Below are 24,780 nucleotides of genomic sequence, written 5' to 3' on the forward strand. Positions count from 1 at the left end.
CGGACGCGTTCAGTCGAGGCTGGCGATGATCGCGCGCAGCGTGGCGATGCCCTGTCCCTTGTCGGACGAGGTGACGACGATCTGCGGAAAGGCGGCGGGATGTTTCTGCAATTCTGCCTCGACCTGGGCAATGACGGGGGACAGGGCGCTCGGTCCCAGTTTGTCGATCTTGGTCAGCACGGCCTGGAAAGGCACCGCGGATCGGTCCAGCAAGGTCATGATCTCGTGATCCACGGGCTTTATGCCGTGGCGCGAATCAATCAGGCAGAAGGCCCGGCGCAACGTCGGGCGGCCGGCCAGATAGGATTTCAGCAACGCCTGCCACTTGGCGACGACCGCGACCGGCGCCTTGGCAAAGCCGTAACCGGGCAGGTCCACCAGATAGCTGTGCTCGCCCAGGGTGAAATAGTTGATTTCCTGCGTCCGGCCCGGCGTGTTGGACGCCCGCGCGATTCCCTTGCGTCCGGTCAGCGCGTTGATGAGACTGGACTTGCCCACGTTGCTGCGGCCCGCGAAACAGACTTCGGGACGGTCGGCGGGGGGCAGGCCGTCCATGGCCACCACGCCTTTCAGGAAATCGACCGGCCCGGCGAACAGCAGCCGCGCGGCCTCGGCGGTCTCGTCATCGGGTTCCGGGGCGACGGGGAAGGCGACCTTCATGCCGCCACCGCGTCGCCCAAGGCGATGTCGCCGCCGTTCACGACCTCGGCGAAGATGCCGAAATCGGTATGGCCGTACAGGCGTTCCAGCGTTGCCAGCATGTCGATGTCGCGTTCGCCGGTTTCGGTGTCGGCGGATGTCGCCTCGCAGCGGCCGATGGGGGCGGTGATGCGCAGTTCCACGGCGCCGATGCGGATGACCTGCCCGATCAGGCCGCGTTCGGCCCAGGGGTGCCAGCCATCCACCCACAGGTTGCCGCGCCAGCGATGGATGCCAAGCGTCTGGCCGGTCCTCGACTCAAGATCGGCGAGGCTTGCCAACGACAGGATCGAGATCCAGGGCCATTTCTGGTCCGTCCAGATCGCCGCGCCGCGCACCAGCCGGGTGGGGGCGGGGGCGTTCGTGGGCCACAGCGGGCGCAGCCACGCGATCAGACGGTCGCCATCGGTGTCCGGATCGATGGTCAGGTCGGCCTGCGTCGGCTGGCGCAGGGTCAGGACGCCGCCTGACCAGCCGCCGCTGATCGCCTGGACCTGGGGCGACTGCACGCCGCGCACGAAGCAGGATTTGGGCAGCCAGCGGTCAGGCTGGCCGCCCGTCTGGCCGGCTTGCGCATGGCGTTCGCCCCCCTCGGTCAGCACCGCCCATTCCCGGTCGCCCGGCAGGCGGCGGGCGGCGGTCAGGGTCACGCTGTCCAGCCCCTCTCCGCCGACCGACTTGATCGGATGGCGGCGGATATGGGCCAGACGGGCCGTCACTTGCTGTCCTTGCGCGGGCGCGACGGGATCGACGACTTGATGTTGCCGAAAAAGTCCGGGCGATGGCCGTGCATCGACATGATCGTGTACTGCTGCACGATGGTGATGAGGTTGTTGGTGATCCAGTACAGCACCAGGCCCGACGCGAATCCCCCCAGCATGAACATGAAGATCCAGGGCATCCAGGCAAAGATCATCTTCTGCGCGGGATCGGCGGGGGCCGGGTTCAGCTTTTGCTGCATCCACATGCTGATGCCCAGCACGATCGCCAGCGCCGGCAGCGACAGCGAATGCAGCAGCGTTCCCTGGGCCGGCGGCGCGAACGGCAGCAGGCCGAACAGGTTCAGCAGCGACGACGGATCGGGCGCGGCCAGATCCTGGATCCAGCCGATCCAGGGGGCGTGGCGCAGTTCGATGGTGACGAAGATCACCTTGTAGAGCGCGAAGAAGATCGGGATTTGCAGCAGCACCGGCAGGCAGCCCGCGGCGGGGTTCACCTTTTCGCGCTTGTAAAGCTCCATCATCTCTTTCTGGAACTTCATGCGGTCGTCGCCGGTACGGGCCTTCAGTTCCTCCATCTGAGGCTGCAATTCCTTCATCTTCGCCATCGAGATGTAGGATTTGCGGGCCAGCGGGAAGACCAGGGTCTTGAGGATGAAGGTCAGCGCGATGATCGACCAGCCCATGTTGCCGATCATGCCGTGCAGCCAGTGCAGCAGGCGGAAGATCGGCTTGGTCAGGAAATAGAACCAGCCCCAGTCGATCGAATCCACGAAGCCCTGGATGCCGGGGGTTTCCTGATAGCCGTTGATGACCTCCCACACCTTGGCGCCGGCGAACAGATAGCTGCTGGAGTCGACCTGGGTTCCGGGCGCGACGGTCTGCATCGGATAGCGGGCTTCGGTTTGATAGATGTCCGCGCCTTCGGCGTATTTCACGACCGAGGTGAAGGCCTGCCCCGGCGCGGGGGCCAGCGTGGTCATCCAGTACTTGTCGGTAAAGCCGACCCAGCCGTTGCTTGTGACCTGCGTCACTTCGGCGCGGCCTTCCCGGTCCACCGGGTCGAGTTCGGCGATATTGTCGTATTTCAGTTCCTGCAAGGTGCCGTCGGCCATGCCGACCGCGCCTTCGTGCAGCACGAAGAAATTCTGGGTATCGGGCTGGCCATGCCGGGCGATGATGCCATAAGGGGCCGCGGTAAAGGCCGCGTCGCCGTTGTTTTGCAGGCTGTGGCCGACGGTGAACAGGTAATTGTCATCGACCTGGAAGGTGCGGCGGAAGATCTGGCCCGCGCCGTTGTCCCAGACCAATGTGACCGGCTCTCCGGGGGCCAGCACCTCGCCCGATTCCACCGACCAGACGGTCGAGGGGCCGGGCACCAGCGACGGATCGATGCCCGGACCGGGGGTCCAGCCATAGACGGCATAGTAAGGCTTGGCCGCGCCGGTCTGGATCGTATCGGTCGCGGTGGCCGAGGATGGCGACAGCAGGCGGACGTTGGGCGAATTGTCGTCCAGCGTCTCTCGGTACCGGGTCAGCAGCAGGTCGTCGATCCGCCCGCCCGCCAGAGAAATAGAGCCATTGAGCGCGGGCGTCTGGATCCGCACCCGTCCCGCCTGCGGGGCGGCATCCGCAGGGGCGGCACCCAGGTCGGCAGGCACCGTGCTGCTTTCGGGATTGGCCAGCGGCACGTCCTGGGTCTGGCTTTCCACGGCGACCGGCTGGTCCTGCGTGGGGGCCGGGGGGTCGGGCGCGAAGACCGTGTACCAGACCAAGATCACCAGGAACGACAGCACCGTCGCCAGGATCAGATTGCGGTTGTTGTCTTCCATGCCAGCACCAGCCTTCTCGCGTCCGTCGCGCCGCTTCAACAGAAGGGCCGACCAAAGGTCAAGCGGATTTGCCCGAACGGGCCAGCCCCCGCATGGGTCTGCTAGGCGTCGCGCAGGCGCGGAACCCCGTTCTGGGGCGCGGCCGGACCGCCGGGAAACAACGACGCGAAATCGAACAGATTCGGATCCAGCAGATGCGACGGGCGCACGTTCATCAGCGCCCGGAACATCACCTGCCGCCGCCCCGGCGTGCGCGATTCCCACTCGTCCAGCAGCCGCTTGACCTGCACCCGCTGCAACCCCTCCTGGCTGCCGCACAGGTCGCAGGGGATGATGGGATAGTTCATGGCGCGGGAAAACCGCTCGCAATCCGCCTCGGCCACATAGGCCAGCGGGCGCAGCACGGTCAGGTCGCCGTCCTCGTTCAGCAGCTTGGGCGGCATGGCCGCCAGCCTGCCCCCGTGGAACAGGTTCATGAAGAAGGTTTCAAGGATGTCGTCGCGGTGGTGGCCCAGGACCACGGCGGAGCAGCCTTCCTCGCGTGCCACGCGGTACAGGTTGCCGCGGCGCAGGCGCGAACACAGCGAACACATCGTGCCGCCCGGCGCGATCTTGTCGGTGACGATGGTATAGGTGTCCTGGTATTCGATCCGATGCGCCACCCCGCGTTCGGTCAGGAACTGCGGCAGAACGGTCGCCGGAAAGTTCGGCTGGCCCTGGTCCAGGTTGCAGGCCAGAAGATCGACCGGCAGCAGGCCCCGCCATTTCAATTCGTGCAGGACGGCCAGCAGCGTGTAGCTGTCCTTGCCGCCCGATAGGCAGACCAGCCAGCGGTCGCCGGGGCGGACCATGCCGTAATCCCCGATCGCGGCGCGGGTTTCGCGGACCAGCCGCTTGCGCAGCTTGCGGAATTCGGTCGAGGACGGGGCGCCCGCGAACAAGGGATGGATTTCGGTCGGCTCGTCGGTGTCATCCAGCATCGGACAGCCCTTCATGGTCGGGATCGGCGCCGGGCACCGGGTCATAGCCCGCGCCGCCCCAGGGGTGGCAGCGCCCGATGCGCCGCGCGGCCAGCCATGTGCCCCGGATGGCGCCATGCCGTGCCAGGGCATCCAGGGCATAGGCCGAGCAGGTCGGTTGGAACCGGCAGCCATGCCCGACCCAGGGCGAGGCGACCAGCCGATAGCCCCGGATCGGCAGCGCCAGCAGACGCGCCAGCGGGGTCATGGGTGAATCTTTCGTAGCGCGGCAGTCAGGTCGCGGCACAAATCCGCAAAGGGCCGCGTCACCGTGGCCTCGGGTCGTCCCACCAGCACATAATCCCAGCCGGGTCGCGCGCCCTGGGGCAAATGCAGGCGGGCGATTTCGCGCAGGCGCCGCTTGGCCCGGTTGCGCATCACCGCATTGCCGATCTTCTTTGAACAGGTGAAGCCCACGCGGAACGGGTTGCCGTCGCCACGGTCGCGCGCCTGCAACAGAAAGCCGGGCGTTCCCTGGCGCGCGGCCCGCGCCGCCGCCAGGAAATCCGCCCGTTTCGCGATCACCACGGGCATGGACATGCGAAATGCCGCCGTGCCGCCATCCACAGGTCGCGTATCAGCAACGGGATGGGGCAGGGGCGGCATGTCAAGGGCCATGTGTCGGGCGGGACCGGCCCGCCATGCGGGAATCAGGCCGACAGGCGCTTGCGGCCCTTGGCGCGGCGGCGGTTCAGCACCAGCTGGCCGCCTTTGGTCGCCATGCGGGCGCGAAAGCCGTGACGGCGCGCACGAACGAGGTTCGAGGGTTGGAAGGTGCGCTTCATGGTCAATCTCCGGGGTCGTCTTTTGCGGATGGCGGCCGACAGGTGTGGAATGACGAATTCCACCCTGCACGCGGACGCGCCGGTTGTTCGAAGCCCGCTGGATAGATCACGCCACCCGATCCGTCAACCGATAAGGTGGCAAACGGGAAAATCCGCGTCCAGTCCTTGCCGGAACCGGCAACCGATCACATTCGTTTGATGTGCAAACCGGGACCGCGGGATCGAAACACGGGTCCGAAACATGCGCATCCGTGCGCCTTGATCAAGAACAGATGCGACTGAACACGATCTCTGGCCGATTCGCCGCATTGACGATCATTTTCGTCATGCTGGCTGAAATACTCATCCTGCTGCCCGCGCTGGCCAGCTTTCGCCTGGACTATCTCTATTCTCGGCTGGAACGTGCCCAGATCGCCACCCTGGCTCGGCTGGCGTCCGACGACACGCTGGCCGACGACCTGGAATCGGAACTGTTGCAGAACGCCGGGGTCTTCAACGTGGTGCTGCGGCGCCCCGATCTGCGCCAGCTTGTTCTGTCCTCGCGCCTGCCGGGTCCGGTGGTCGAGACCTATGACCTGCGCGAGGATGGCCTGGTGCAGACGATCGACGATGCCGTGGGAACCTTGATGAACCGGCGCAACGACGTGATCCGGGTCATCGGTTCCCCGTTCAACCAGACGGACCAGTTGATCGAGATCACGATGGATACTGCATCCCTGCGGACGGCGATGATCGATTTCGGACTTCGTCTGCTGCTGCTGTCGGCGGCGTTTTCGATTCTGACGGCGATTCTTTTGAACCTGGCAGTGCAGCGGGCGGTTCTGGTGCCGATCCGGCGGGTGATCCGCCACATGGTCTCCTATGCCCAGGCGCCCGAGGATCCGCGCCATATCATCATTCCCGATGCGCGCCTGGCAGAGCTGCGCGATGCGGAAACCGCGCTGGAAGCGATGCAGAAGACCGTCACCTCATCGTTGAAGCAAAAGGAACGCATGGCGCAACTGGGTCAGGCGGTGGCCAAGATCAGCCACGACCTGCGCAACATTCTGACCACGGCCCAGCTTTTCGCCGACCGGCTGGAAGACAGCGGCGACCCCAAGGTCAAGCGCGCGGCGCCCAAGCTGGTCAATTCGATCAGCCGCGCCGTGAACCTGTGCGAAACGACCCTGGCCTTCGGCAAGGCCGAGGAGCCAGCCCCCACACTGTCGCGCTTTTCCCTGGCGCATCTGGTGGCCGAGGTGATCGAGGCCGAATCGCTGGCCCTCAAGGCCGCGCAGGTCGAATTCCTGATCGACATTCCCTCCACCCTGACCATCCGGGCCGACCGCGACCAGCTCTACCGGGTTCTGGTGAATCTGACCCGCAATGCCCGACAGGCCATCGAGGGCACCGGCCAGCCCGGCACGGTCGAGATCGGCGCGGGTGAATCCGACAGCGAATGGTGGATCCGGGTGGGCGATACCGGACCCGGCCTGCCGGACAAGGCGAAAGAATACCTGTTCAAGCCGTTCTCGGGCAGCGTTCGAAAGGGCGGCACCGGCCTGGGCCTGACCATCGCTGCGGATCTGGTGCGGGGCCATGGAGGACAGTTGAATCTGGTGCGCAGCGATGGCGAGGGCAGCGAATTCATGATCCATATTCCCCGCGATACCGTGATCCTGCCGGTGCGGCAGGCGATGGCGGCCCTGTAAAAAGAAAAAAGGAGGCGTTTTTGCGCCCCCTCCCCTTGCATCCTTTGAAACGCGGGGATAGATCACCGCCCTACGACGGACCCGTAGCTCAGCTGGATAGAGCACCAGACTACGAATCTGGGGGTCGGGCGTTCGAATCGCTCCGGGTCCGCCATTTTTCCAGCCTATTGCCAGCGTGTTGAATTCGACGGCGCGATCAGAAAATCCCGGTCAGATACAGGATGATGATGACGATGACCGGCACGCCGAGCCACCAGGCGACAAGACCTTTCATGGGAACCTCCTGAATCGATACGGTTGTCAAGGCAACGTCAGGTGATCTATTCGGTTCCGCGTCGTTCGGCCGACCTTCATGCGGCCGGTTCCATCCGCTATAGCAACGCCATGATTTATCGTGCCGGCGCCACCATCATCGAAAAGGCCCTGCGTCTGCGTGCCTTGCCGCGCGGGCAGGACGGATTGCGGCAACGGTTGGCCTTGGACGTGGCCCTCGTGCCGTCGGCCGAAATCTGGGTTCATGGCGCCTCGGTCGGGGAACTGACCTCGGCGCGGCCCGTGATCCGGGCGCTGGCGCGGACGCACCGGATCCTGGTCACGGCCAACAGCGTGACCGGGCGCGACATGGCGGCAGGCTGGGGGCTGCCCGCGCGGCTGGCCCCGCTGGACGTGCCAGGCGCTCTGGCGCGGTTTCTGGACGCGGTCCAGCCGCGCCTCCAGGTCACGATCGAGGCCGAATTCTGGCCGCTTCGTTCGCAGGCCCTTGCGGATCGCGGCATCCCCCAGGCCGTGATCGGGGCGCGCATGTCGCAACGCTCGGCCAACCGATGGGCGCGGCTGCCCCGGATGATCGGGCCGGTGCTGCGGCGCCTGACGGCCCTGTCCGCCCAGGATCCCGGCAGCGAGGTGCGGCTGCGGGCGCTAGGCCTGCCGCAAGGCGCGGGTCTGCCCCGGCTGGACCTGAAGCTGCTGTCCCCCGCTGGCGTCGTCCCGCCCGTCCCGTCGCCCGACCGCGACCGGACCGTGCTTGCGGCATCCACCCACGACGGCGAGGAGGCCGCGGTCCTGGACGCCTGGATGGCGGTCCGACAGCGCCATCCCGGCCTGCGGCTGATCCTGGCGATCCGCCATCCGCCGCGTGGCGATCAGGTGGCCGCGCTGCTGGACCGGCGCGGTGTCGTGTTCGAACGACGTTCCGCCGGCGGGGCCGGGGGCGACGTTCTGCTGGCCGACACCATGGGGGAAATGGACCGCTGGTATGCCGCCTCGGGGATCTGCCTTGTCGGCGGGTCGATGGCCGACCGGGGCGGGCACACCCCGTGGGAGCCCGCCGCCCATTGCGCGGCGATCCTGCATGGTCCCCATGTCGGCAATTTCGCCGATGCCTATGCGGCGCTGGACGGCGCGGGGGCGGCGCAGCCGGTCGATGCGGCGACGCTGACGGGGCACCTGGCGCGCCTGATCGGCGATCCGGCCGCGGCGCGGCGGATGGGGCAGGCCGCGCGCGGGGTGCTGGCGGACCGCGCAGGCGATCCCGGCGCGCTGATCGACCGGCTGCGCCAGCTTGCGGGATCGCCCCCGGATCCCAATATGGGGAATGGATGACGGAAGGGCCGAAATGATGATCCGCTATGCGCTGCGCTGTGAACAAGGGCACGATTTCGACGGCTGGTTCCGGTCGTCGGATGCTTTTGACACGATGCGGTCGGCGGGTCATGTCGCCTGCACCCGCTGCGGATCGGCGACGGTTGAAAAGACGCTGATGGCGCCGTCGGTGCCGGCGAAATCGGCCGCCAAGCCTGCCGGGAACCCGGTCGAGACGGCCCTTGCCGCCCTGCGCCAGCAGGTCGAGGCGAATTCCGATTATGTCGGACTGAAATTCGCCGACGAAGCCCGCGCCATGCACGAGGGCCGCACCGCCAGCCGCGCGATCCACGGCGAGGCCCGCCCCGAGGAGGCCCGCAAGCTGATCGAGGACGGTGTTCCTGTGGCCCCCTTGCCGTTCATCCCGCGTCAGAAAACCAACTGACGCCACGGACGTTTTCGCGGCAGCACACGCCGTCATCCCCGTTCCGCCCTTGCGGTTTCCCGGCCCCGCCCCTAAAAGCCGCGCCGAATGGCAACCCCCAGGCTGGAGGCCCGCGATGCCGCTTCTGGTGATGAAATTCGGCGGAACGTCCGTGGCCGATCTTGACCGGATCAAGAACGCCGCGGCCAAGGTTCAGCGCGAGGTCGAGCGCGGCCATGACGTCATCGTCATCGTCAGCGCCATGTCGGGCAAGACGAACGAGCTGGTCGGCTGGGTCGAACAGACCTCGCCCTTGTTCGACGCGCGCGAATACGACGCCGTGGTCAGTTCGGGCGAGAACGTGACGGCGGGGCTGATGGCGCTGACCTTGCAGGAAATGGGCGTGCCCGCGCGGTCCTGGCAGGGCTGGCAGGTGCCGATCAACACGACGGCGCAGCATTCGTCCGCGCGTTTCGTGGACATCCCGCGCGCAAATATCGACCAGAAATTCGCCGAGGGCTTCAAGGTCGCCGTCGTGGCGGGTTTCCAGGGGCTGGGCCCGGACGGGCGCATCACCACGCTGGGCCGGGGCGGGTCGGACACCACCGCGGTGGCCTTTGCCGCTGCCTTCGCGGCCGAACGTTGCGACATCTATACCGATGTGGACGGCGTCTATACGACCGACCCGCGCATCACCAGCAAGGCCCGCAAGCTGGACCGGATCGCCTTCGAGGAGATGCTGGAACTGGCGTCCCTTGGCGCCAAGGTGCTTCAAACCCGGTCGGTCGAACTGGCCATGCGCTACAAGGTGCGGCTGCGCGTGCTATCCTCGTTCGAGGATACGGACGAACATTCGGGCACGCTGATCTGTGCCGAGGAGGAAATCATGGAATCGAAAGTCGTCAACGGCGTCGCCTCGTCGCGCGACGAGGCCAAGATCACCCTGGTCACGGTCGAGGATCGGCCCGGCATTTCCGCCGCCATCTTCGCGCCGCTGGCCGAAGCGGGCGTGAACGTGGACATGATCGTCCAGAACATTTCGGAAAAGGATTACGAGGACCATCCGGGGTCGGTGACGGACATGACATTTTCGGTGCCCATCAACCAGGTCGAACGCGCCAAGCGCGCGATGGAGGACGCCAAGGCTGCCGGCCATATCGCCTATGACGAACTGGTCGTGGACACCGAGGTCGCCAAGGTCAGCGTGGTGGGCATCGGGATGCGCAGCCATGCGGGCGTCGCCGCGCGCATGTTCAAGGCGCTTGCCGATGAAAACGTCAACATCAAGGTCATCGCCACCAGCGAGATCAAGATTTCGGTCCTGATCGACCGGAAATACATGGAACTGGCCGTGCAGGCGCTGCATGATGCCTTTGGCCTGGAAGCGGCCTGACAGGCCTTGACGGCTCCGCCCAGGGGCAAGAGGGGTCATCGAAAAGCAGGGCGGGCAGGCGATGCAAGACCGAAAGGACAGCGACTCTCGCAAGTTGCTGCAACGGTTGAAGGAAATCCTGGGAGCTCCCGGCGGCGGCCAGGACCGGCTGGATCAGATCACCCATCACATCGCCGATTCGATGGGTACGCAGGTCTGTTCGATCTATCTGTTCCGCGATGCCAGCACGCTGGAACTGTGCGCGACCGAAGGGCTGCGTCCCGAATCCGTCCACCGCACCCGCCTGCGCCTGGGCGAGGGGCTGGTGGGCCGGGTGGCGCGCGCCGGGCGCAACATCAACACCGCCGAAGCGCCGTCCGAACCCGGTTTCCGCTTCATGCCCGAAACCGGCGAAGAGGTGTTTCCCAGCTTCCTGGGGGTGCCGATCCAGCGGGTCGGGGAAAAGCTGGGCGTTCTGGTCGTGCAATGCCGCGAGGCGCGGCTGTTTTCCGAGGACGAGATCTATGGCCTGGAAGTCGTGGCCATGGTTCTGGCCGAGATGACCGAACTGGGCGCCTTTCAGGGCGGCCAGGCCGACGGGATGCCGCCCGCGCACCGCTTTCCCCTGATGATCCGGGGTTCGACCGGCCAGGAGGGTGCCGCCGAGGGACGGGTCTGGCTGCACGAGGCGCGGGTGGTGGTCACCAATCCGGTGGGCGACGATCCGGACCGGGAACTGGTGCGTCTGCACGAAGGCGTCGCCATGCTGCGCAGCACCGTGGACACCATGGTCGCCGCCGCCGACATGGGCGGCGAGGGCGAACACGCCGCCGTCATGGAAGCCTATCGGATGTTTGCCAATTCGCGCAGCTGGCTGAAGCGGATGGAGGAGGATATTCGTTTGGGCCTGTCGGCCGAAGCCGCGGTGGAAAAGGAACAGTCCGCCGCTCGCGCCCGGCTGGAAATGGCCGCCGACCCGTATCTGCGCGACCGGCTGCATGATCTGGATGATCTGTCGAACCGCCTGTTGCGCATCTTGACTGGGCAGGGGACCGATACCGGGGCGGCGATGCCTGACAACCCGATCCTAGTGGCCCGCAACATCGGTCCAGCGGAACTGCTGGAATACGGCCGCCGCCTGCGGGGGGTGGTGTTGGAGGAAGGATCGGTCGGCAGCCATGCGGCCATCGTGGCGCGCGCGCTGGCGATTCCGCTGGTGATCCATGCCCCCCGCATCACCGCCGAGGCGCTGAACGGCGACACGCTTCTGGTCGATGGCGACCAGGGCATCGTCCACCTGCGCCCCGAAGAATCGGTGCACAAGGCGTTTCTGGACAAGATCGCCATGCAGGCCGAGGCGCAGAACCGGTATGCCAGCCTGCGCAACCTGCCCGCCACCGGCACCTGCGGCACGACCATCCAGCTGTACATGAACGCGGGGCTGATGGCCGACCTTCCGTCCCTGGCCGGATCGGGGGCCGAGGGCGTGGGCCTGTTCCGCACCGAATTGCAGTTCCTGATCCGCAACCATGTTCCCCGCCGGGGCGAACTGGCCGGACTGTATCGTCGCGTGATGGACAATGCCCAGGGCAAGCCGGTGATGTTCCGCACCCTGGACATCGGATCGGACAAGGTTCTGCCCTATATGAAGCCGCAGGACGAACCCAACCCGGCGATGGGCTGGCGGGCGATCCGGGTGGGCCTGGACAAGCGGGGCGTGCTGCGGATGCAGTTGCAGGCGCTGATCCGGGCATCGGTCGGACGCCCCCTGCATGTGATGTTTCCGTTCATCGCCGACATCGGCGAATACGAGGCTGCCTATCGCATCCTGATGCAGGAACTGTCGCGCGAACAGCGTGTCGGCCATCCGATGCCCAGCGACATCCGGGTCGGCGCCATGCTGGAAACGCCGTCGATGGCCTTTGCCCCCAACAGGTTCTTCGAGATGTGCGACTTCATCTCGATCGGCGGCAACGATCTCAAGCAGTTCTTCTTCGCCGCGGACCGCGAAAACGAACGCGTGCGCCGCCGTTACGACACGCTGAGTTCGTCGTTCCTGCTGCTGCTGCGCCAGATCATCGCGCGCTGCGAGGATGCCCGCGTTCCCCTGTCCTTTTGCGGCGAGGACGCGGGCCGCCCGGTCGAGGCCCTTGCCTTCGCCGCCCTGGGGATTCGGCGGCTGTCGATGCGCCCGGCCTCTATCGGGCCGGTCAAGCACCTGATCCGCCATGTCTCGATCACCGATCTGCGCAAGGTCATCGACGACGCCCTGGATTCGGGCCAGCCCAACCTACGGCGCCTTGTGACCGAGTGGCTGGCGCGCCAATAGGCGAAAGGCCGCGACATCGGGCAGAATCCGCCTGCCAAAGACGGCGGCGCACAACCCTGGCGGGCATGGCCATCGTCGGCTTGCGCCTTGCTGCGGCACCGCGGCACACCTATAGTGAAACGGTTTTTGGCAACCATCACCCGATATGAAGCGCCGTCAATTTCTCAACGCAGCCACCGCCCTGGCCGCCGGAGGCTCGCTTGCCGCCATCCCCGCGCAGGCGCAGACCCTTACCGACCAGGCCACGCCGGCCGGGGCGGGCGATGACGATCCGCCTCCGGCGGAATCCACCGCCTTCGGCTTCGAGGAGGTCGCGTCCCTTGCGGCAGAGCGCGCCACGCGGGTCTATGAGCAGCCGGTGTCCGAACAGGTCGGCAGCTTTGCCGACCTGAACTATGACCAGTACCGCGCCATCCGGTTCCGCCGGGACCGCGATCCGCTTGCGGGCAATCCGCTGTTCGGCATGGACCTGCTGCCGCCGGGATCGATCTTCTATGAACCCGTGAACATCAGCGTCGTCCGCGACGGGGTGCCTTATCCGATCCGCTTCGACCCCTCGATGCTGGAATTCGATCCGTCGCAATTCCCGGACGGTGTCGATATCCAGACGGTGGGCGACATGGGCTGGTCCGGCTTTCGGATGCGCACCATCCTGAACCGGCCGGGCGTCATGGACGAATTCCTGGTATTTCAGGGGGCGACCTATTTCCGGGCCGTGGCGCGGGGCACGATATACGGCCTGTCGGCCCGCGGCCTTGCCATCAAGACCGGCAGCCCGGACGGAGAGGAATTCCCCCTGTTCACCGATTTCTGGATCCAGGAACCGGCGGACGGGTCCGAATGGGTCCGCATCTATGCGCTTTTGGACAGCAAGTCGGTCGCGGGCGCCTATCAGTTCGACATCAACCCTGGCGCGGTCAGCATGGTGCGCACCCGCGTCGCGTTGTTCCCGCGGGTGGATTTGCAGAACACCGGGCTTGCGCCGCTGACCTCGATGTTCTGGTTCAGCCCGGCCAGCCGCCGCGAGGTGGACGATTACCGCCCCGCCGTCCATGACAGCGACGGGGTGCAGATGCACACGGGCGCGGGGCAGGCGCTGTGGCGGACGCTGGGCGCGCACAAGACGCTGCAAATGTCGTCCTTCGTGGACAACAATCCGCGCGGCTTCGGTCTGATCCAGCGCAACCGCGATTTCGCCGATTACGAAGACCCCGAGGCGCTGTATCATCTGCGCCCCTCGGCCTGGATCCAGCCCGAGGACAACTGGGGCGAGGGCGAGGTGCGGCTGGTCGAGATCCCGGTCGAGAACGAGTTCAACGACAACATCGTCACCTGCTGGGTTCCCAAGGAACCCTTGGCGCGCGACAGGCGCCACGATTTCCGCTATCGCCTGTCTTTCGCCCCGCTGCCTGCCAACGACCTGCCCCTAGCCAAGGTAGTGCAGGCCCGGACGGGACAATCGATCAATTCCCAGGCGGCGCGCAGCATCATCGTCGATTTCGACCTGTCCCTGTTTTCCGACGCGCTGCCTGAATCCAGGGTCACGACATCGGCCGGAAACATCGTCCACGCTTATCTGAAACCCTTGCCGCAACAGGGCGTGCTGCGTCTTGCGTTGGAATTCGAACCGGGCGACGCAACCCTGGCGGACCTTCAGGCCCTGCTGACCAGTCCCGACGGCGTCGCCCAAAGCGAAACCTGGCTGGCCCGCTGGACCGCATGATCGCGATGGACCAGCCTTCCGAAGCCCTGGCGGCGATTCCGGCGACACCGCCCGAATCGCCCCTGGCCATGCCGGTGCAGGATTTCGGCGCGCGGCCCCGTCAGGCCTTTGCGCGGCACCGCAACGGCGGGCGGGTCTGGATGGCGCGGCTGGTGGCCTTTGGCGGCATGGCGGTCATCGCCGCCATTGGCTTTTTGCAGATGCTGCGAACCTTTGGCGACGACCCGACGCCGATGCAATGGGCGCTGCTGGTGCTGTTCGTGCCGACCTTCGCCTGGGTGGGATTTTCGTTCTGCAACGTGCTGGCGGGGCTGTTCGCATCCGATCCGACAACGCCCGACGGCCCCAACGATGCCCGCGTGGCGGTCGTCATGCCGATCTATCACGAGGACGCGCAGAAAAGCATCGGCCTGCTGACCGCCCTGGCGCGTGAGCTTGAGCGCGAGGGGATGGCCCATCGGGCCGAGATCTTCGTGTTGTCCGACAGCCGCGATCCGGCGATCGCGGTCAACGAAACCCTGGTCATCGACGCGGCCCGCCGCCTGTCGCCCCTGCCCATCTGGTATCGCCGCCGCATCACCAACGAAGACCGCAAGACGGGCAACATCGGCGAATTCATCCGCCGCTGGGGCGGGCGCTACGATCAGATGGTCGTGCTGGACGCCGACAGCATCATGACCGGCGCGACGATCCGCGACCTGTCCGCGCGCATGGCCGCCGATCCCCGGCTGGCGCTGATCCAGACCATGCCGATCCTGGTGGGGGGCGAGACGATCTTTGCCCGACTGACCCAGTTCGCGGGCCGCGTCTATGGCCCGATGATCGCGCGCGGCGTGTCGGCCTGGTCGGGCGATACCGGCAATTTCTGGGGCCACAACGCCATCATCCGCCTGGCGGCCTTTGCGGGGGCCTGCGGACTGCCGCGCCTGCCGGGCAAGCCGCCCTTTGGCGGCACCATCCTGTCGCATGATTTCGTCGAGGCCGCCGCCCTGTGTCGCGCGGGCTGGAAGGTGCGGCTGGACCATGACCTGCGCGGCAGCTTCGAGGGCTGCCCGCCGACCCTTCTGGACATGGCCGCCCGCGAACGCCGCTGGGCGCAGGGCAATCTGCAACATTCGCGCCTGTTCGGGATGCGCGGCGCGCGGGCCATCACCCTGGCCCATTTCGCCATCGGCATCCTGGGGTTCGCCATGAGTCCCCTGTGGCTGGCCCTGATCCTGGTGGGGCTGGTCCTGTCAGCGACGGTGCTGCTGTCCACGCCCGAATATTTTCCGACCGCCTATCAGCTGTTTCCCGACTGGCCGGTCTTCGACGCGCGGCGCATGTTCTGGCTGTTCGTGGCGGCCATGGCGCTGTTGCTGCTGCCCAAGCTGATCGCCACCTTTCGCGCCTGGATGCGTCCGCTGGCGCGGAATTCGGGTGGTCCGGTCCGCATCTTTGCCAGTTCCCTGTTCGAAATCCTGCTGTCCGCGCTGATCGCCCCGGTGCAGATGCTGATCCAGACGCGCCAGATCTATGACATCCTGCGGGGGCGCGACAGCGGCTGGAACGCGCAAGTCCGCGCCGGGTCCATGCCGGATTGGAATGTCGTGATCGCGCGGCACTGGGTGCATGTGCTACTGGGCATCGGAACAGTGGTCGTGTTGGCGCAGTTCTCGCCCGCGCAGCTGATCTGGCTGTCGCCGATTCTGGCCGGGCTGATCCTGTCGCCCGTGACCTCGCGCTATTCTGCCAGTCCGATCTTCGGGCGCTGGGCGCGGATGCGCGGCCTGCTGGTCACGCCCGAGGAACGCGATCCCCCCGCGATCCTGTCCGAGGCGAACGCAGTGGTCCGCTCCATGCCCCGCCCGCTGAAGGGTTCGGACGGCCTGCTGCGGCTGGCCGACGAGGCCGGAGCGATCGACCGCCACATCGCGCTGCTGCCCGTCGATCCCGACCTGCCCCAGGACAAGCGTCTGGCCCGGATCACGGCCGGCGCCAAGATCGCCCATGCCGAAACCCGGTCCCAGGCGCTGGGCTTTCTGACCCGCGACGAAACCGACGCGCTGGTTTCCGATCCGGCCCTGTTGCGGCAATGGAGCGTTCTGGCTTCATGAACCGGCTTATCGCCCTGGACATGCTGCGCGGCTATGCGCTGGTCTGCATCATGCTGGACCACATGCCGGTTTCCGAACTGCGCTGGTTCACGCTGGCCAACTTCGCGATCTTCGATGCGGCCGAACTGTTCGTGCTGCTGTCGGGCTTTCTGGTCGGCATGGTCTGGCAGTCGGTCGAACGCAAGGAAGGCCGCCGCGCCGCCCAGTGGCGGTTTGCCCGCCGCGCGTTCGAAGTATGGCGCGCGCTGGTCTTTGGCGGCCTGCTGATGGCGCTGGTATCGGCCGGGCTGCTGGCGCTGGACATGGACCACACGGCGATCTGGCATCAATACGCCGTCTGGGTGCTGGAAAATCCGCTGGGCTTCTTTGGCGTGCTGGCCAGCATGTGGTTGCAGCCGAACCTGCTGGACGTGCTGGCGGTCTATGTCATCCTGCTGGCATCGGTCCCGCTGACGATACCGCTGCTGCTGCGTTATCCGCTGGGCTTTGCGGCGGCATCCTTTGTCCTGTGGTGTTTCGCGCCAGTGCTGAACGCCTTTGTGCCAAACCACCGCCTGGGCGGATTGCTGTTCAATCCTTTCGGCTGGCAGATGCTGTTCTTTTCCGGCATCGCGATGGGGCTGTTCCGGCGACAGGTCATGCCGGTCCTGATGCAGCACAGGCGATTGCTGACGATCCTGTCGGCAGGCATGTTCCTGTTCGGAACCGCCATCATCGTCGGTGCCAAGATCGGCGAGCCCGCGCTGCCCTTCCGCGACGCGCTGCGCCTGATCTATGGCGGAGAGATCGGCAAATGGGATCTGGACGGCACGCGCTACATGGCGATCATGGGCGCAAGCTGGCTGGTTGCCGTTCCTTTGGCCGGCATCATGGAGCGCATGGCGGCAAGCCGCCTGGGCGTCGCCTTGCAGCAGATCGGGCGCGGCGGGTTGTTCTCGTTCCTGGCCTGCGTGCTGCTGTCGGTCCTGGGCGATGCGTTCCAGATGAATCCCGCAGGCCAGGGCATCGCGCGGCGCATGGCGGTCGATGTCTGGGCCATTCTGGCGCTGTGGTGGATTTCGGTATTGTGGCTGACCTATGGCGCGCCGTGGCAGGTATCGATCCGGCTGCGCAGGCAGGCCAAGGCCTGATCCGCGGCGATACGCCCTGATCGAAGGGGAAGGATGGAGGCGGGTACCGGAATCGAACCGGTCTTCACGGATTTGCAATCCGCTGCGTAACCTCTCCGCCAACCCGCCGGAGCCTCGCGTTTGCTAAGGTTTTCGGTCGTGGGGGTCAAGGGGGTTATCACTCCTGTTATCACTTTCACGTTCTGGCCCTGTTCCGTTCTTTGTCAGGGCCGCTTGGCGCGGGCTTGCTTGGCCCGCATGATCTGCCGGGCTTCCCCGGCATACATTCGCACCATCGCCTTGGTGGCATGTCCGCTGTAGGACATGATCTCGTCGTCGTCGCAGCCTGCCCAAGCCAGTTCCATGACGCCCCGGTAGCGCAGGGCGTGAAGGTCATAGGCTTCCAGGTTCAGCCGCCGCCGCTCGGCCAGCATCACCTCGGCCATGCGCCGATAGTCCATGCGGCTGCCGTCCTGCTTGGTGATGATGTGGCGGGCGGGCAGGGGGGCGAAGGGTAGGGCCGCTTTGGCCGCGTCCAGCGCCGCCTTCAATGCCACCGTGCAGGGCAGGACCAAGGCCACATCTGTCTTGTTCTGGCGCAGGCGCAGCGTTCCGTCGCCTGTCGGGTCATAGTCGCCCCAGGTGAAGCCTACCCAATCGCTGGGCCGCTGGACGCTGCCTACGCCAATCTCGAAGATCAGCCGTTCCAGCGGTCCAGCCTCGGCCCGCCATTTGGCGACGGCAGCATCAGGCCAAGGGATGTGCGGTTGCTTCCGGTCCTTCGGCACGGCCAAGCGTTCGATGCCCTTAGCCGGGTTATCGTTCATCCAGCGCCGCCGAATCACCTCTTTCGCGATCATGCTGATGGCAACGGGGATATAGTTGGCGAAGCGGACGCGGTGCTTGTTCTTGTCCATTGCCGCGTAAATGTCCGCCTGCGTCAGCCGTGCCACATCGCGCTTGCCGATCTTGTCGATCAGGTAGGTCAGCACGGGTTCAAGGTCTTGGCGATAGCGGACGGACTTCGCGGCCCAACGATCCGACTCGCGAAGGATCTGGATCGCAGCAGCCCAGGACCGCTTGGCCTCTGCCTTTTTGCCGGTCATGACCTCCCAATACTGGCGGTCGAATTCTTCGGTGTTCTCGGGGGCGGTGAAGCGATGTAGGTATTTGCCGCCACGGTAGAAATAGAGGAAGCCCGGCTTCACCTCGCGGACATAGGGCTTGCGGCCTGCTTTCCTCACCAGCTGATCCCCCCGTCAATGGCTTCGCCGCGCCCGATGGCGCGCAGATCGTCAGCGTTCCAACGGACTAGGCCGGGGGCTATCTCGCGACCACGCGGCAGATGCCCATCCGCGACCAGCGCCCGAAACTCGCAGGGCTTCATGTCGAGAAGCGATGCCGCAGTTTTTTCGCTGGCCCAGAGGGGCAATGCCTTGGTCATGTGGATCAATCCTCACCAATCACGGACGCAGCTTCTTCGATCGCATGGACGATCCGGCCGCGCAGGTAGTGGAAGTTGAACACCTCGACGCTGACCACATCGGGATCGAGGTTGCTAAAGCCGCGCAGGTGCTGCTCCTTCACATCGAAGTCCGGCAACAGGTAGCCTTCGCGATACTGGCCCTTCTCTGCATCACCGTCATCAAACGCTGTTTTGACGATGTAAACCTGATCTGCCTCTGGATACTGACGCAGAAAGTCACGGACAGAGCAGGCTTTGCTTCCGGCCATCTTTGCGCTCATACCGCCGTCTAGGAACCGCTGATAAAGGCGCAACGCGATGATGTCGTTTACATCAAAGCTGCGGGCCCGCCCCGGCGTCGTCTCGGGGGCACATGGATAGAAGCCTGCGTGAATGGCCTCGTTGAAGCGGTCGGTTTTTACACCGGCGATGGTGCAGGCCAGCTTAGTCGCTGCCTTAAAGCGGGTTGTTTTAGGGAATTCAGTCATAGCGCACCTCTTGCGTTTTCCCAAAGGTAGCACACAAATTGGGATTTGCAATAGGTGTAATTGATTTTTTCAAGAGGTCGCCCGCGACTGGGCTGATCGCGGGCGGTCTGTATCATGCCGCTTCCCCTTCTAGGCCAAGCTCCTCTAAGGAAATTGCTTCGCCGCGCCGGTATCGTTCAAAATGATCGGTCAATCGGTCGAGGCACTGTTGCAGCGTGATCTGCCGCTCGGCTAGTGCCTTCACAGCGCCGTGGAAAATTAGTTTCTCCACCTCGTCCATTTCGGCCATGAGCGTCAAAAATTCATGTTCCTTGTCGTCCCGCGTAGTAGGGCGAAGGGTATCATTCGCGCAGGCGCGTTGTTCGGTCATCATCATTTCCTCCAATGGTTAGGCCGTCGCGGCCTCTTGACGCTCCATCCGTTCGCGGACGGCGCGGATCACTTCGCTGTTCTGGCTCGAACCATTGAGCCGGGCTTGATCCGACAGCCATGCCTTCACATCGGCGGGGAAGCGGATCGGCAGTTGCTTCATTTCTGACATAGCAGTCCTCGATACCAGCACAATGCTATAACAGCATAGTGCTGGTATTGCGTCAATGGTAAAAAGTAGCATTGTGCTGGCATGTGATAGCGTGGGGACTACATGTCTAAGCCGCCAGCCCGTGAGCAGGCCCAGGTCAACATTCGGATGCCTGATGATCTGCGCGACCGGATCAAGGCCGCCGCAGATGCAAACAATCGCAGCATGAATGCTGAAATTGTAGCTTCGCTTGATGAAGCATACCCGGCAGGACCAAGCGAATTTGATCTGGCGTTAGCAGCGACAATGAAAGATGGCGTGTCCAGGCGGGCTACATTTGCGGGCAGCTTAGTCGTCTTAGAACGTAGCGACGGCGGGGTGTCCATAAGACGAGAGGATGGGCAGCCGTTTGTGCCAATGTCTGGCTGACCTAAAAAGGTTGGGCCGAGTCTTATAGTGAGCCGCCGCTTGTAACGCCTGATGAGGAAGCCGCCAAGCGGCTTAGGCTGTTGTGGCAAGGTGTTGCACGCACTTAGCTTTAACGAAATTTTAAGGCACAGATGCAAAATTTGTCTATCTCAAATAGATAAGGAACGAATCAAATTTGAGGTTATTATGAGTGATGTAAGTCCAGGACGGCTTTACTACTATGCTCTGAGGTCTGAAGCGAGAAGCCGTGTACAGACTGCTCTGAATGCTAGGATCCTTCGTGAGCCAGGAAGCCTAGCGCGGTTCGACCGCCTGACCTTATCCTCAATTTTGTCGCCTCAGATGCCTAGTTCCCTAGAGTTTGCCTCTACTGAATGGCCAAAGCACTATGGGGAAACAACTTTCATGGGCTTTTCAAAGAGTTGGGCAGACATTGTCATGCCTGCGTATCAAGATCCAGAAATTTTTGACTTGGCAATTTGGCAAGAAGTTGAGGGGGTTCAAACGCTTGCGGCGCTTGCGCTAGGCAGTCCTTCTCATGCTCGAACTCACCTTACTGTCAAGTGGGTGGAACGTTACTATGGGCGTACTTATGTACAGGGCCGGGTGCTGATGATTGTGTTGGCGTGTGCTGAGGAGTATGCGAAACTTCTTGGGTCAGAGAGAGTTCTAATCAAAGACCCACTTGCGCCGCACAAGTACGAACGATACGGCTATAGAAGCTACCGGCACCCTTACGTGCCACATGGTGGCAATTATTTGGCAAAGGAACTGTGACCATGGCAGACGAGACGAAAATCGCCTCGCTCCCGGTGATGAACGAGAGCATTCAGGCCGAACTTCAGGCCGCGTTCGCGCGCATTCAAAGTGTCCCTGTCAGCCGCACTCTGATTGATCTGGTAGATGCTGACCTCTGGCTTAACGGTGTGGATGGTCCCATTGAAGCGGGGTCTGACCAAGTTGATGCCTTGTTGGATGGCTTTGACCAGCCCCATGCGATGATTGCCTAACAGGCAACATAAATCAGGTTTTTAGCCCCGCCTAGTGCGGGGCTTTTTCTTTGTTATGCAAAGCGGAGCCGGGCGCGCAGTTCCCCTGTGCCATCCCGGCCCCTGTCCCTCTACGGAGGGGATGCCCTTGCTCGGGCATGTGACAAGCCCCGGTGTCGCCGTGCCTGCCCGCGCCGCGCCCCCAGAAAGAAAAGGCCGCGCCTTGACGGGGTTTAGGCTCCCAAAAGCCGGGCACTCGCCGTCTAATCCCAGATGCTTCGCGGTGGACATGATCCGCAGGGCGCATCCCGGCCCTATGCTTGTGCCAGCATTGCCAGCGTTCGCCGCCCTTGATCCGGGCGGGGATCCTCTTGGATTTCAAAGGTCCGTCCATCCACCTTCACGCGCCATTCGGAGGTGATGGCCCGCGCCTGGACAGAGTGCCGGATGGTGATGATGGCCGGGTTTTTCGACTGCAACCGCGCCTGCATGACGGCCTCGGAGCCGCGCAGATACAGGACATGCGCCGCCAGGGTGAACCGCAGGATCCAGTCCTGCACGATCATCCCGTCATCGTCCCTATCTTCGACAGGCTCATAGAAGGCGGCAATCCGGTTCAGATCGGCTGCGGTCGGGGTTTCCATCAGTCTGCCCAATCAATGAATTGCAGCGCGTCCTTGACGGTCGCGTCGTCAAGCCCGGCCTCTTTCGCCTGCGCCATGGCTTGCAGCATCGCGCTAAAGGCCCGCGCCTTGCCGCCGTGGTCAAAGGCTTGCATCGGCCTAACAGCGTCGATTGCCACGGGTGCGCCTAGCTTCTCGGTCGCTTCCTCGGCCATCAGATTGCAAATCGGTTGCAACACAAGCTGCGCCAGGTGCCGCTGCGCCTCGCGCACAAGCGGCCCGGTCGTGGCGGGGTTGTGCAGGCCGGGCAGGATGCCGAACGCGCCGAAGATCGCGCCCTTGGCATCGGTCAACAGTCGGTCGGCCAGGGTCTTGGACAGGTCAGGGCTAAGCTGATCCGGTGACTTGCCGATGTTCGGGTTCATGCCCGCCGCCGTCGCCTGCGCCACGCCCTCGATCACCAGAGCCGCCCCACGTCGCCCCCGGAAGCTGCGCCGCATTTCGGCCATGTCATCCGCGCTGCCCTCGGGAACGGGGATAATCTGTGAACCGATAGGCGCATCCTGGTAAACGTCGCGCAAGGCGGTTTCGATGGCTTCCAGAAGCTGCGCCGACAGCTTGGCCCGGCCAAGGGGTGCAGAGCCTGCCCAGGGGGTGACAGCATCGCAGCCAATGCGGAAGTGCAGCACCTCGCCCGCCAGCACGGTTTCATTCCGTCCGCCGCCGATTTCTGGCAATCCCACGCGATAGGCGCGCGGCATTCCGTAGCGGGTCGATATGTCCCAATCGGTCGCCGGGATCAGCCGGTCACGGATCAGGAAAAGGCATTCGCCCCGCAAGGCCAGGGCGCGGGCGGTGATCGCCATGCTGCGCCGGTCTAGCAGGTCAGTGCCGGTCACATCAGCCAGGGACAACCCGGCTTCCCAGAGGCTAACTGAAGTCTGCACAGCCGCTGTCACCTCGCCCAGGCCGGATGCGCCGGAAATCCAAGCCTCGCGGGCTGCCATGAGCGATGCGGTATAGCCCGGTTGGATGGCGCGGGTTTCAACCGTTGCCGCCTCCAACGGTTTGCGCCGGAATAGATCCATAAAGCCCATCAGACCCTCCAACGGTTCAGGTGATAGGCCGGACCGCGATAGGGCAGCCGGTCCCAATGGGTTTCCCATGCCCGCGCCTCGATCTGCGCCGCAGGATAGGCAGGCCGGGTGACGGCCGATAATTCAAAGAGCGCCGCGCGGGTGATGGTGCGCAGGACGCCCGCGCCCCGCCGTTCGATCCGTTCCCCCTCGGGGGTGACGCGGAACCCAGGCGACAACCCACGGATCAACCCACTGGCATGGGCTGCCAGGAAGTCGCGCGCCCAGGTCGTGCCGCCGTCAATCTCGGCCTCGATCGTCAGCGCGTCGTCGCTGTCGCGCAGGGACAGGTTGCCCGCCGTGGTCGATGCCAGCGGGCGGTTGTAGTCGTGACCGGATAGTAGGTGGATTTCGCCGCCTTCCTCGATCCGGTCAGCAAAGGCGCGCGGGGCGATGACTTCACGCCGCCCCGGTGCCAGTTCAGTTTCCGCGCCATAGGGGAACGTCGCCCGCAGGCGGGTTGCCCCGCCGTCGCTGCGCAGTTCCAGTGCGCCGAGTGACGCCCCCCACAGCATCAGGGTTCACCAATGCCGGTCAGGATGCGGGTCTGCATCCCGCGCGGGACGGTGAAATCAGCCGTCACAAGCCCGGTCAGCACCAGCTGGCCCGAGTGCGCCTTGGTGTAGGGATCGCGGATCAGGTCAACGCCGCCCCAGATGCCCAGATAGCCCGGCGCGATGCCTTGCACGGTCGCGGTCATGATCGCGGTTTCTGCCGGGATCACGTTCGAGATTGCCGGGGTGCCGACATGCTTGGTCAGGCGGTCCCATTCCGAAACAGCCGTGCCGGTGATCAGCGCGTCGTCCAGTTCGGCCCAGATCGCCGGGTCAAAGCCCAGGTTCACCTGATTGGCTGCCGTGATAGCGTTGTCCTGCATGAACGCCACGATCTGCGCCCGGAAGGCTGCCCAGGTCGCGGTTGCACCAACGGCGGTCGAGGGGATGCCATAGGTTGCCGCGCCGGGGATCATGCCCAGAGGTTCGCCAGCCGTGCCGCTGCCGTTCACGACAACCCGGTCCAGTTCCGCGCCGATGGCCGCGTTCATGTCGCGCCGAATGGCCTGTTCCAGACCCTCGCCGGCCTGTTTCAGCGCCTTGCGGCTGATGACCATTTGAGCGCCCCCGGTATGATCCGGGTTCAGGCTGCGTTCGGAGGTGTCGAAAGCGGAAGGCCCGCCCACGTTGCCAAGTTCGGTCGTCTGCCAGCCGAAGATGGCGCCAGCGGTCGCCACGGGAAAGGCCAGTTCGCCCGCCGTGATGTTGATCCGCTGGATCCCGAGACGCTCGGCAACCGAGTTCGGGAAAATGCGGTCGATGATCGGGCGGATCGTCTTGGGGTTCGGCACGTCAGCCGCGACGGTTTCGCCCGCACGGGTTTCCAGAGCCGCCAGGGGGATCGGGATGCCCTGATAGCCGCCTTTGGCGCGCAGTTCCTGCACAACCTCGGCAGTCGCGCCAGAGAGCGCCCGGCCTTCGTCCAGCGACAAGGCCACCTGGCGCAGTTCAAAGCGCCCAATCAGTTCGGCAAACTCGCGGTCGGAGCGGGTTTCCAGATCGGCCCCGGCCTGGCGCCGTTCGGTATCCTCGGCAATCAGCGCCGCGCGATACTTCACCTCATTGTTGCGGTATTCACCGTCCAAGGTTTCCATCTGGCGGGTTTCGTCCTCGGTCGGGCTTTCCTTGCCGACCAGGCCAGCGAGAGCCTGCCGGATTTCCGACTGGCGACGGCTGATTTTCACACTATCCAGCATT

Annotated in this window: 27 protein-coding genes and 2 tRNA genes; 12 read left to right on the forward strand and 17 right to left on the reverse strand. The window is 64.6% G+C overall.

The window, feature by feature from the left end:
* Window positions 1-9: 9 nt before the first annotated feature.
* The 7 genes from yihA to rpmH all read right to left on the reverse strand — a co-directional run bounded on the left by yihA (window position 10) and on the right by rpmH (window position 5,054).
* The gene (yihA, locus tag CHB77_RS01220) at window positions 10-660 is read right to left on the reverse strand and encodes a ribosome biogenesis GTP-binding protein YihA/YsxC (RefSeq protein WP_089386356.1); all 651 of its coding nucleotides are present in this window, start codon (window positions 658-660) and stop codon (window positions 10-12) included.
* Window positions 657-1,418 (reverse strand): MOSC domain-containing protein, encoded by a 762-nt coding sequence (locus CHB77_RS01225; protein ID WP_089386357.1) that lies wholly within the window; start codon window positions 1,416-1,418, stop codon window positions 657-659. Before CHB77_RS01225 ends, yihA begins: the two co-directional genes overlap by 4 nt.
* The gene (yidC, locus tag CHB77_RS01230) at window positions 1,415-3,250 is read right to left on the reverse strand and encodes a membrane protein insertase YidC (protein ID WP_089386358.1); all 1,836 of its coding nucleotides are present in this window, start codon (window positions 3,248-3,250) and stop codon (window positions 1,415-1,417) included. Before yidC ends, CHB77_RS01225 begins: the two co-directional genes overlap by 4 nt.
* Before the next feature lie 101 nt (window positions 3,251-3,351).
* Window positions 3,352-4,230 carry a tRNA 2-thiocytidine(32) synthetase TtcA gene (gene ttcA, locus CHB77_RS01235; RefSeq protein WP_089386359.1) on the reverse strand — a complete coding sequence of 293 codons (879 nt, stop codon included), beginning with the start codon at window positions 4,228-4,230 and terminating at the stop codon, window positions 3,352-3,354.
* Window positions 4,220-4,477, reverse strand: a complete 258-nt coding sequence (gene yidD, locus CHB77_RS01240; RefSeq protein ID WP_089386360.1) for a membrane protein insertion efficiency factor YidD — start codon at window positions 4,475-4,477, stop codon at window positions 4,220-4,222. The genes ttcA and yidD overlap by 11 nt, the downstream gene beginning before the upstream one ends.
* Window positions 4,474-4,887 (reverse strand): ribonuclease P protein component, encoded by a 414-nt coding sequence (gene rnpA, locus CHB77_RS01245; RefSeq protein ID WP_342351767.1) that lies wholly within the window; start codon window positions 4,885-4,887, stop codon window positions 4,474-4,476. The genes yidD and rnpA overlap by 4 nt, the downstream gene beginning before the upstream one ends.
* A gap of 32 nt (window positions 4,888-4,919) precedes the next feature.
* Window positions 4,920-5,054, reverse strand: coding sequence for a 50S ribosomal protein L34 (gene rpmH, locus CHB77_RS01250; RefSeq protein ID WP_089386361.1), 135 nt, complete (start codon window positions 5,052-5,054; stop codon window positions 4,920-4,922).
* Between the two features lie 272 nt (window positions 5,055-5,326).
* Here rpmH and CHB77_RS01255 point away from each other — a divergent pair, with 272 nt between their 5' ends.
* The 9 genes from CHB77_RS01255 (at window position 5,327) to opgC (ending at window position 17,400) form a co-directional block, all read left to right on the forward strand.
* On the forward strand, window positions 5,327-6,745 hold the full coding sequence (locus tag CHB77_RS01255; RefSeq protein ID WP_089386362.1) for a sensor histidine kinase: 1,419 nt from the start codon (window positions 5,327-5,329) through the stop codon (window positions 6,743-6,745).
* 77 nt (window positions 6,746-6,822) lie between these two features.
* Window positions 6,823-6,899 (forward strand) — tRNA-Arg (locus CHB77_RS01260).
* 161 nt (window positions 6,900-7,060) lie between these two features.
* Window positions 7,061-8,347, forward strand: a complete 1,287-nt coding sequence (locus CHB77_RS01265; protein WP_242626496.1) for a 3-deoxy-D-manno-octulosonic acid transferase — start codon at window positions 7,061-7,063, stop codon at window positions 8,345-8,347.
* 16 nt (window positions 8,348-8,363) lie between these two features.
* Window positions 8,364-8,771, forward strand: coding sequence for a DUF1178 family protein (locus CHB77_RS01270; RefSeq protein WP_089386693.1), 408 nt, complete (start codon window positions 8,364-8,366; stop codon window positions 8,769-8,771).
* A gap of 115 nt (window positions 8,772-8,886) precedes the next feature.
* On the forward strand, window positions 8,887-10,143 hold the full coding sequence (locus tag CHB77_RS01275) for an aspartate kinase (protein ID WP_089386363.1): 1,257 nt from the start codon (window positions 8,887-8,889) through the stop codon (window positions 10,141-10,143).
* 61 nt (window positions 10,144-10,204) lie between these two features.
* Complete coding sequence (gene ptsP / locus CHB77_RS01280; protein ID WP_089386364.1) at window positions 10,205-12,451, forward strand: phosphoenolpyruvate--protein phosphotransferase; 2,247 nt, start codon at window positions 10,205-10,207, stop codon at window positions 12,449-12,451.
* A 145-nt stretch (window positions 12,452-12,596) separates the two neighbouring features.
* Complete coding sequence (locus CHB77_RS01285) at window positions 12,597-14,174, forward strand: OpgD/OpgG family glucan biosynthesis protein (protein WP_089386365.1); 1,578 nt, start codon at window positions 12,597-12,599, stop codon at window positions 14,172-14,174.
* 5 nt (window positions 14,175-14,179) lie between these two features.
* Window positions 14,180-16,270: a glucans biosynthesis glucosyltransferase MdoH gene (gene mdoH / locus CHB77_RS01290; protein ID WP_242626495.1), complete on the forward strand. Its 2,091-nt coding sequence runs from the start codon at window positions 14,180-14,182 to the stop codon at window positions 16,268-16,270.
* Window positions 16,267-17,400: an OpgC domain-containing protein gene (gene opgC / locus CHB77_RS01295; RefSeq protein ID WP_089386367.1), complete on the forward strand. Its 1,134-nt coding sequence runs from the start codon at window positions 16,267-16,269 to the stop codon at window positions 17,398-17,400. The genes mdoH and opgC overlap by 4 nt, the downstream gene beginning before the upstream one ends.
* 34 nt (window positions 17,401-17,434) lie before the next feature.
* On the opposite strand, the gene CHB77_RS01300 is transcribed toward opgC, so the two are convergent.
* The 6 genes from CHB77_RS01300 to CHB77_RS01325 all read right to left on the reverse strand — a co-directional run bounded on the left by CHB77_RS01300 (window position 17,435) and on the right by CHB77_RS01325 (window position 19,864).
* Window positions 17,435-17,508: transfer RNA gene (locus CHB77_RS01300), tRNA-Cys, on the reverse strand.
* A 95-nt stretch (window positions 17,509-17,603) separates the two neighbouring features.
* The gene (locus CHB77_RS01305) at window positions 17,604-18,623 is read right to left on the reverse strand and encodes a tyrosine-type recombinase/integrase (protein WP_089386368.1); all 1,020 of its coding nucleotides are present in this window, start codon (window positions 18,621-18,623) and stop codon (window positions 17,604-17,606) included.
* Window positions 18,620-18,823, reverse strand: coding sequence for a hypothetical protein (locus CHB77_RS01310; protein ID WP_089386369.1), 204 nt, complete (start codon window positions 18,821-18,823; stop codon window positions 18,620-18,622). The genes CHB77_RS01305 and CHB77_RS01310 overlap by 4 nt, the downstream gene beginning before the upstream one ends.
* A gap of 5 nt (window positions 18,824-18,828) precedes the next feature.
* Entirely contained in the window at window positions 18,829-19,332 is a 504-nt protein-coding gene (locus tag CHB77_RS01315) for a hypothetical protein (protein WP_089386370.1), read from the reverse strand.
* 112 nt (window positions 19,333-19,444) lie between these two features.
* The gene (locus CHB77_RS01320) at window positions 19,445-19,702 is read right to left on the reverse strand and encodes a hypothetical protein (RefSeq protein ID WP_131023290.1); all 258 of its coding nucleotides are present in this window, start codon (window positions 19,700-19,702) and stop codon (window positions 19,445-19,447) included.
* 18 nt (window positions 19,703-19,720) lie between these two features.
* A complete protein-coding gene (locus CHB77_RS01325; protein ID WP_242626494.1) occupies window positions 19,721-19,864 on the reverse strand; it encodes an Arc family DNA-binding protein in 144 nt (47 codons plus the stop codon).
* 111 nt (window positions 19,865-19,975) lie between these two features.
* Here CHB77_RS01325 and CHB77_RS01330 point away from each other — a divergent pair, with 111 nt between their 5' ends.
* From CHB77_RS01330 to CHB77_RS01335, 3 genes are all read left to right on the forward strand, one after another.
* On the forward strand, window positions 19,976-20,281 hold the full coding sequence (locus CHB77_RS01330; protein WP_089386373.1) for an Arc family DNA-binding protein: 306 nt from the start codon (window positions 19,976-19,978) through the stop codon (window positions 20,279-20,281).
* A gap of 405 nt (window positions 20,282-20,686) precedes the next feature.
* A complete protein-coding gene (locus tag CHB77_RS17935; protein WP_131023289.1) occupies window positions 20,687-21,058 on the forward strand; it encodes a hypothetical protein in 372 nt (123 codons plus the stop codon).
* A 2-nt stretch (window positions 21,059-21,060) separates the two neighbouring features.
* A complete protein-coding gene (locus CHB77_RS01335; RefSeq protein WP_089386374.1) occupies window positions 21,061-21,291 on the forward strand; it encodes a hypothetical protein in 231 nt (76 codons plus the stop codon).
* Between the two features lie 293 nt (window positions 21,292-21,584).
* Here CHB77_RS01335 and CHB77_RS01340 read toward each other — a convergent pair whose 3' ends face one another.
* From CHB77_RS01340 to CHB77_RS01355, 4 genes are read right to left on the reverse strand one after another with little or no spacing between them, the layout of a single operon-like run.
* Window positions 21,585-21,914, reverse strand: coding sequence for a phage head closure protein (locus CHB77_RS01340; RefSeq protein WP_089386375.1), 330 nt, complete (start codon window positions 21,912-21,914; stop codon window positions 21,585-21,587).
* The gene (locus CHB77_RS01345; RefSeq protein ID WP_089386376.1) at window positions 21,914-22,990 is read right to left on the reverse strand and encodes a hypothetical protein; all 1,077 of its coding nucleotides are present in this window, start codon (window positions 22,988-22,990) and stop codon (window positions 21,914-21,916) included. Before CHB77_RS01345 ends, CHB77_RS01340 begins: the two co-directional genes overlap by 1 nt.
* Window positions 22,990-23,544, reverse strand: a complete 555-nt coding sequence (locus tag CHB77_RS01350) for an HK97 family phage prohead protease (RefSeq protein ID WP_089386377.1) — start codon at window positions 23,542-23,544, stop codon at window positions 22,990-22,992. Before CHB77_RS01350 ends, CHB77_RS01345 begins: the two co-directional genes overlap by 1 nt.
* Window positions 23,544-24,779: a phage major capsid protein gene (locus CHB77_RS01355; protein WP_089386378.1), complete on the reverse strand. Its 1,236-nt coding sequence runs from the start codon at window positions 24,777-24,779 to the stop codon at window positions 23,544-23,546. Before CHB77_RS01355 ends, CHB77_RS01350 begins: the two co-directional genes overlap by 1 nt.
* Window position 24,780: the final 1 nt, after the last annotated feature.

The organism is Paracoccus sediminis, assembly GCF_900188295.1.
Lineage (GTDB): Bacteria > Pseudomonadota > Alphaproteobacteria > Rhodobacterales > Rhodobacteraceae > Paracoccus > Paracoccus sediminis.

Excerpts from the sequence above, each read along its gene's own strand:
- yidD (WP_089386360.1), bottom strand. The coding sequence starts at position 4,477 with ATGACCCCGCTGGCGCGTCTGCTGGCGCTGCCGATCCGGGGCTATCGG.
- CHB77_RS01275 (WP_089386363.1), top strand. The coding sequence starts at position 8,887 with ATGCCGCTTCTGGTGATGAAATTCGGCGGAACGTCCGTGGCCGATCTT.
- CHB77_RS01255 (WP_089386362.1), top strand. The coding sequence starts at position 5,327 with ATGCGACTGAACACGATCTCTGGCCGATTCGCCGCATTGACGATCATT.
- CHB77_RS01270 (WP_089386693.1), top strand. The coding sequence starts at position 8,364 with ATGATCCGCTATGCGCTGCGCTGTGAACAAGGGCACGATTTCGACGGC.
- CHB77_RS01315 (WP_089386370.1), bottom strand. The coding sequence starts at position 19,332 with ATGACTGAATTCCCTAAAACAACCCGCTTTAAGGCAGCGACTAAGCTG.
- CHB77_RS01355 (WP_089386378.1), bottom strand. The coding sequence starts at position 24,779 with ATGCTGGATAGTGTGAAAATCAGCCGTCGCCAGTCGGAAATCCGGCAG.
- CHB77_RS01345 (WP_089386376.1), bottom strand. The coding sequence starts at position 22,990 with ATGGGCTTTATGGATCTATTCCGGCGCAAACCGTTGGAGGCGGCAACG.
- CHB77_RS01325 (WP_242626494.1), bottom strand. The coding sequence starts at position 19,864 with ATGAAGCAACTGCCGATCCGCTTCCCCGCCGATGTGAAGGCATGGCTG.
- CHB77_RS01350 (WP_089386377.1), bottom strand. The coding sequence starts at position 23,544 with ATGCTGTGGGGGGCGTCACTCGGCGCACTGGAACTGCGCAGCGACGGC.
- CHB77_RS01330 (WP_089386373.1), top strand. The coding sequence starts at position 19,976 with ATGTCTAAGCCGCCAGCCCGTGAGCAGGCCCAGGTCAACATTCGGATG.
- CHB77_RS01310 (WP_089386369.1), bottom strand. The coding sequence starts at position 18,823 with ATGACCAAGGCATTGCCCCTCTGGGCCAGCGAAAAAACTGCGGCATCG.
- rpmH (WP_089386361.1), bottom strand. The coding sequence starts at position 5,054 with ATGAAGCGCACCTTCCAACCCTCGAACCTCGTTCGTGCGCGCCGTCAC.
- mdoH (WP_242626495.1), top strand. The coding sequence starts at position 14,180 with ATGGACCAGCCTTCCGAAGCCCTGGCGGCGATTCCGGCGACACCGCCC.
- CHB77_RS01320 (WP_131023290.1), bottom strand. The coding sequence starts at position 19,702 with ATGACCGAACAACGCGCCTGCGCGAATGATACCCTTCGCCCTACTACG.
- rnpA (WP_342351767.1), bottom strand. The coding sequence starts at position 4,887 with ATGGCCCTTGACATGCCGCCCCTGCCCCATCCCGTTGCTGATACGCGA.
- CHB77_RS17935 (WP_131023289.1), top strand. The coding sequence starts at position 20,687 with ATGGGCTTTTCAAAGAGTTGGGCAGACATTGTCATGCCTGCGTATCAA.
- CHB77_RS01340 (WP_089386375.1), bottom strand. The coding sequence starts at position 21,914 with ATGGAAACCCCGACCGCAGCCGATCTGAACCGGATTGCCGCCTTCTAT.
- yihA (WP_089386356.1), bottom strand. The coding sequence starts at position 660 with ATGAAGGTCGCCTTCCCCGTCGCCCCGGAACCCGATGACGAGACCGCC.
- CHB77_RS01335 (WP_089386374.1), top strand. The coding sequence starts at position 21,061 with ATGGCAGACGAGACGAAAATCGCCTCGCTCCCGGTGATGAACGAGAGC.
- ptsP (WP_089386364.1), top strand. The coding sequence starts at position 10,205 with ATGCAAGACCGAAAGGACAGCGACTCTCGCAAGTTGCTGCAACGGTTG.
- CHB77_RS01285 (WP_089386365.1), top strand. The coding sequence starts at position 12,597 with ATGAAGCGCCGTCAATTTCTCAACGCAGCCACCGCCCTGGCCGCCGGA.
- opgC (WP_089386367.1), top strand. The coding sequence starts at position 16,267 with ATGAACCGGCTTATCGCCCTGGACATGCTGCGCGGCTATGCGCTGGTC.
- ttcA (WP_089386359.1), bottom strand. The coding sequence starts at position 4,230 with ATGCTGGATGACACCGACGAGCCGACCGAAATCCATCCCTTGTTCGCG.
- yidC (WP_089386358.1), bottom strand. The coding sequence starts at position 3,250 with ATGGAAGACAACAACCGCAATCTGATCCTGGCGACGGTGCTGTCGTTC.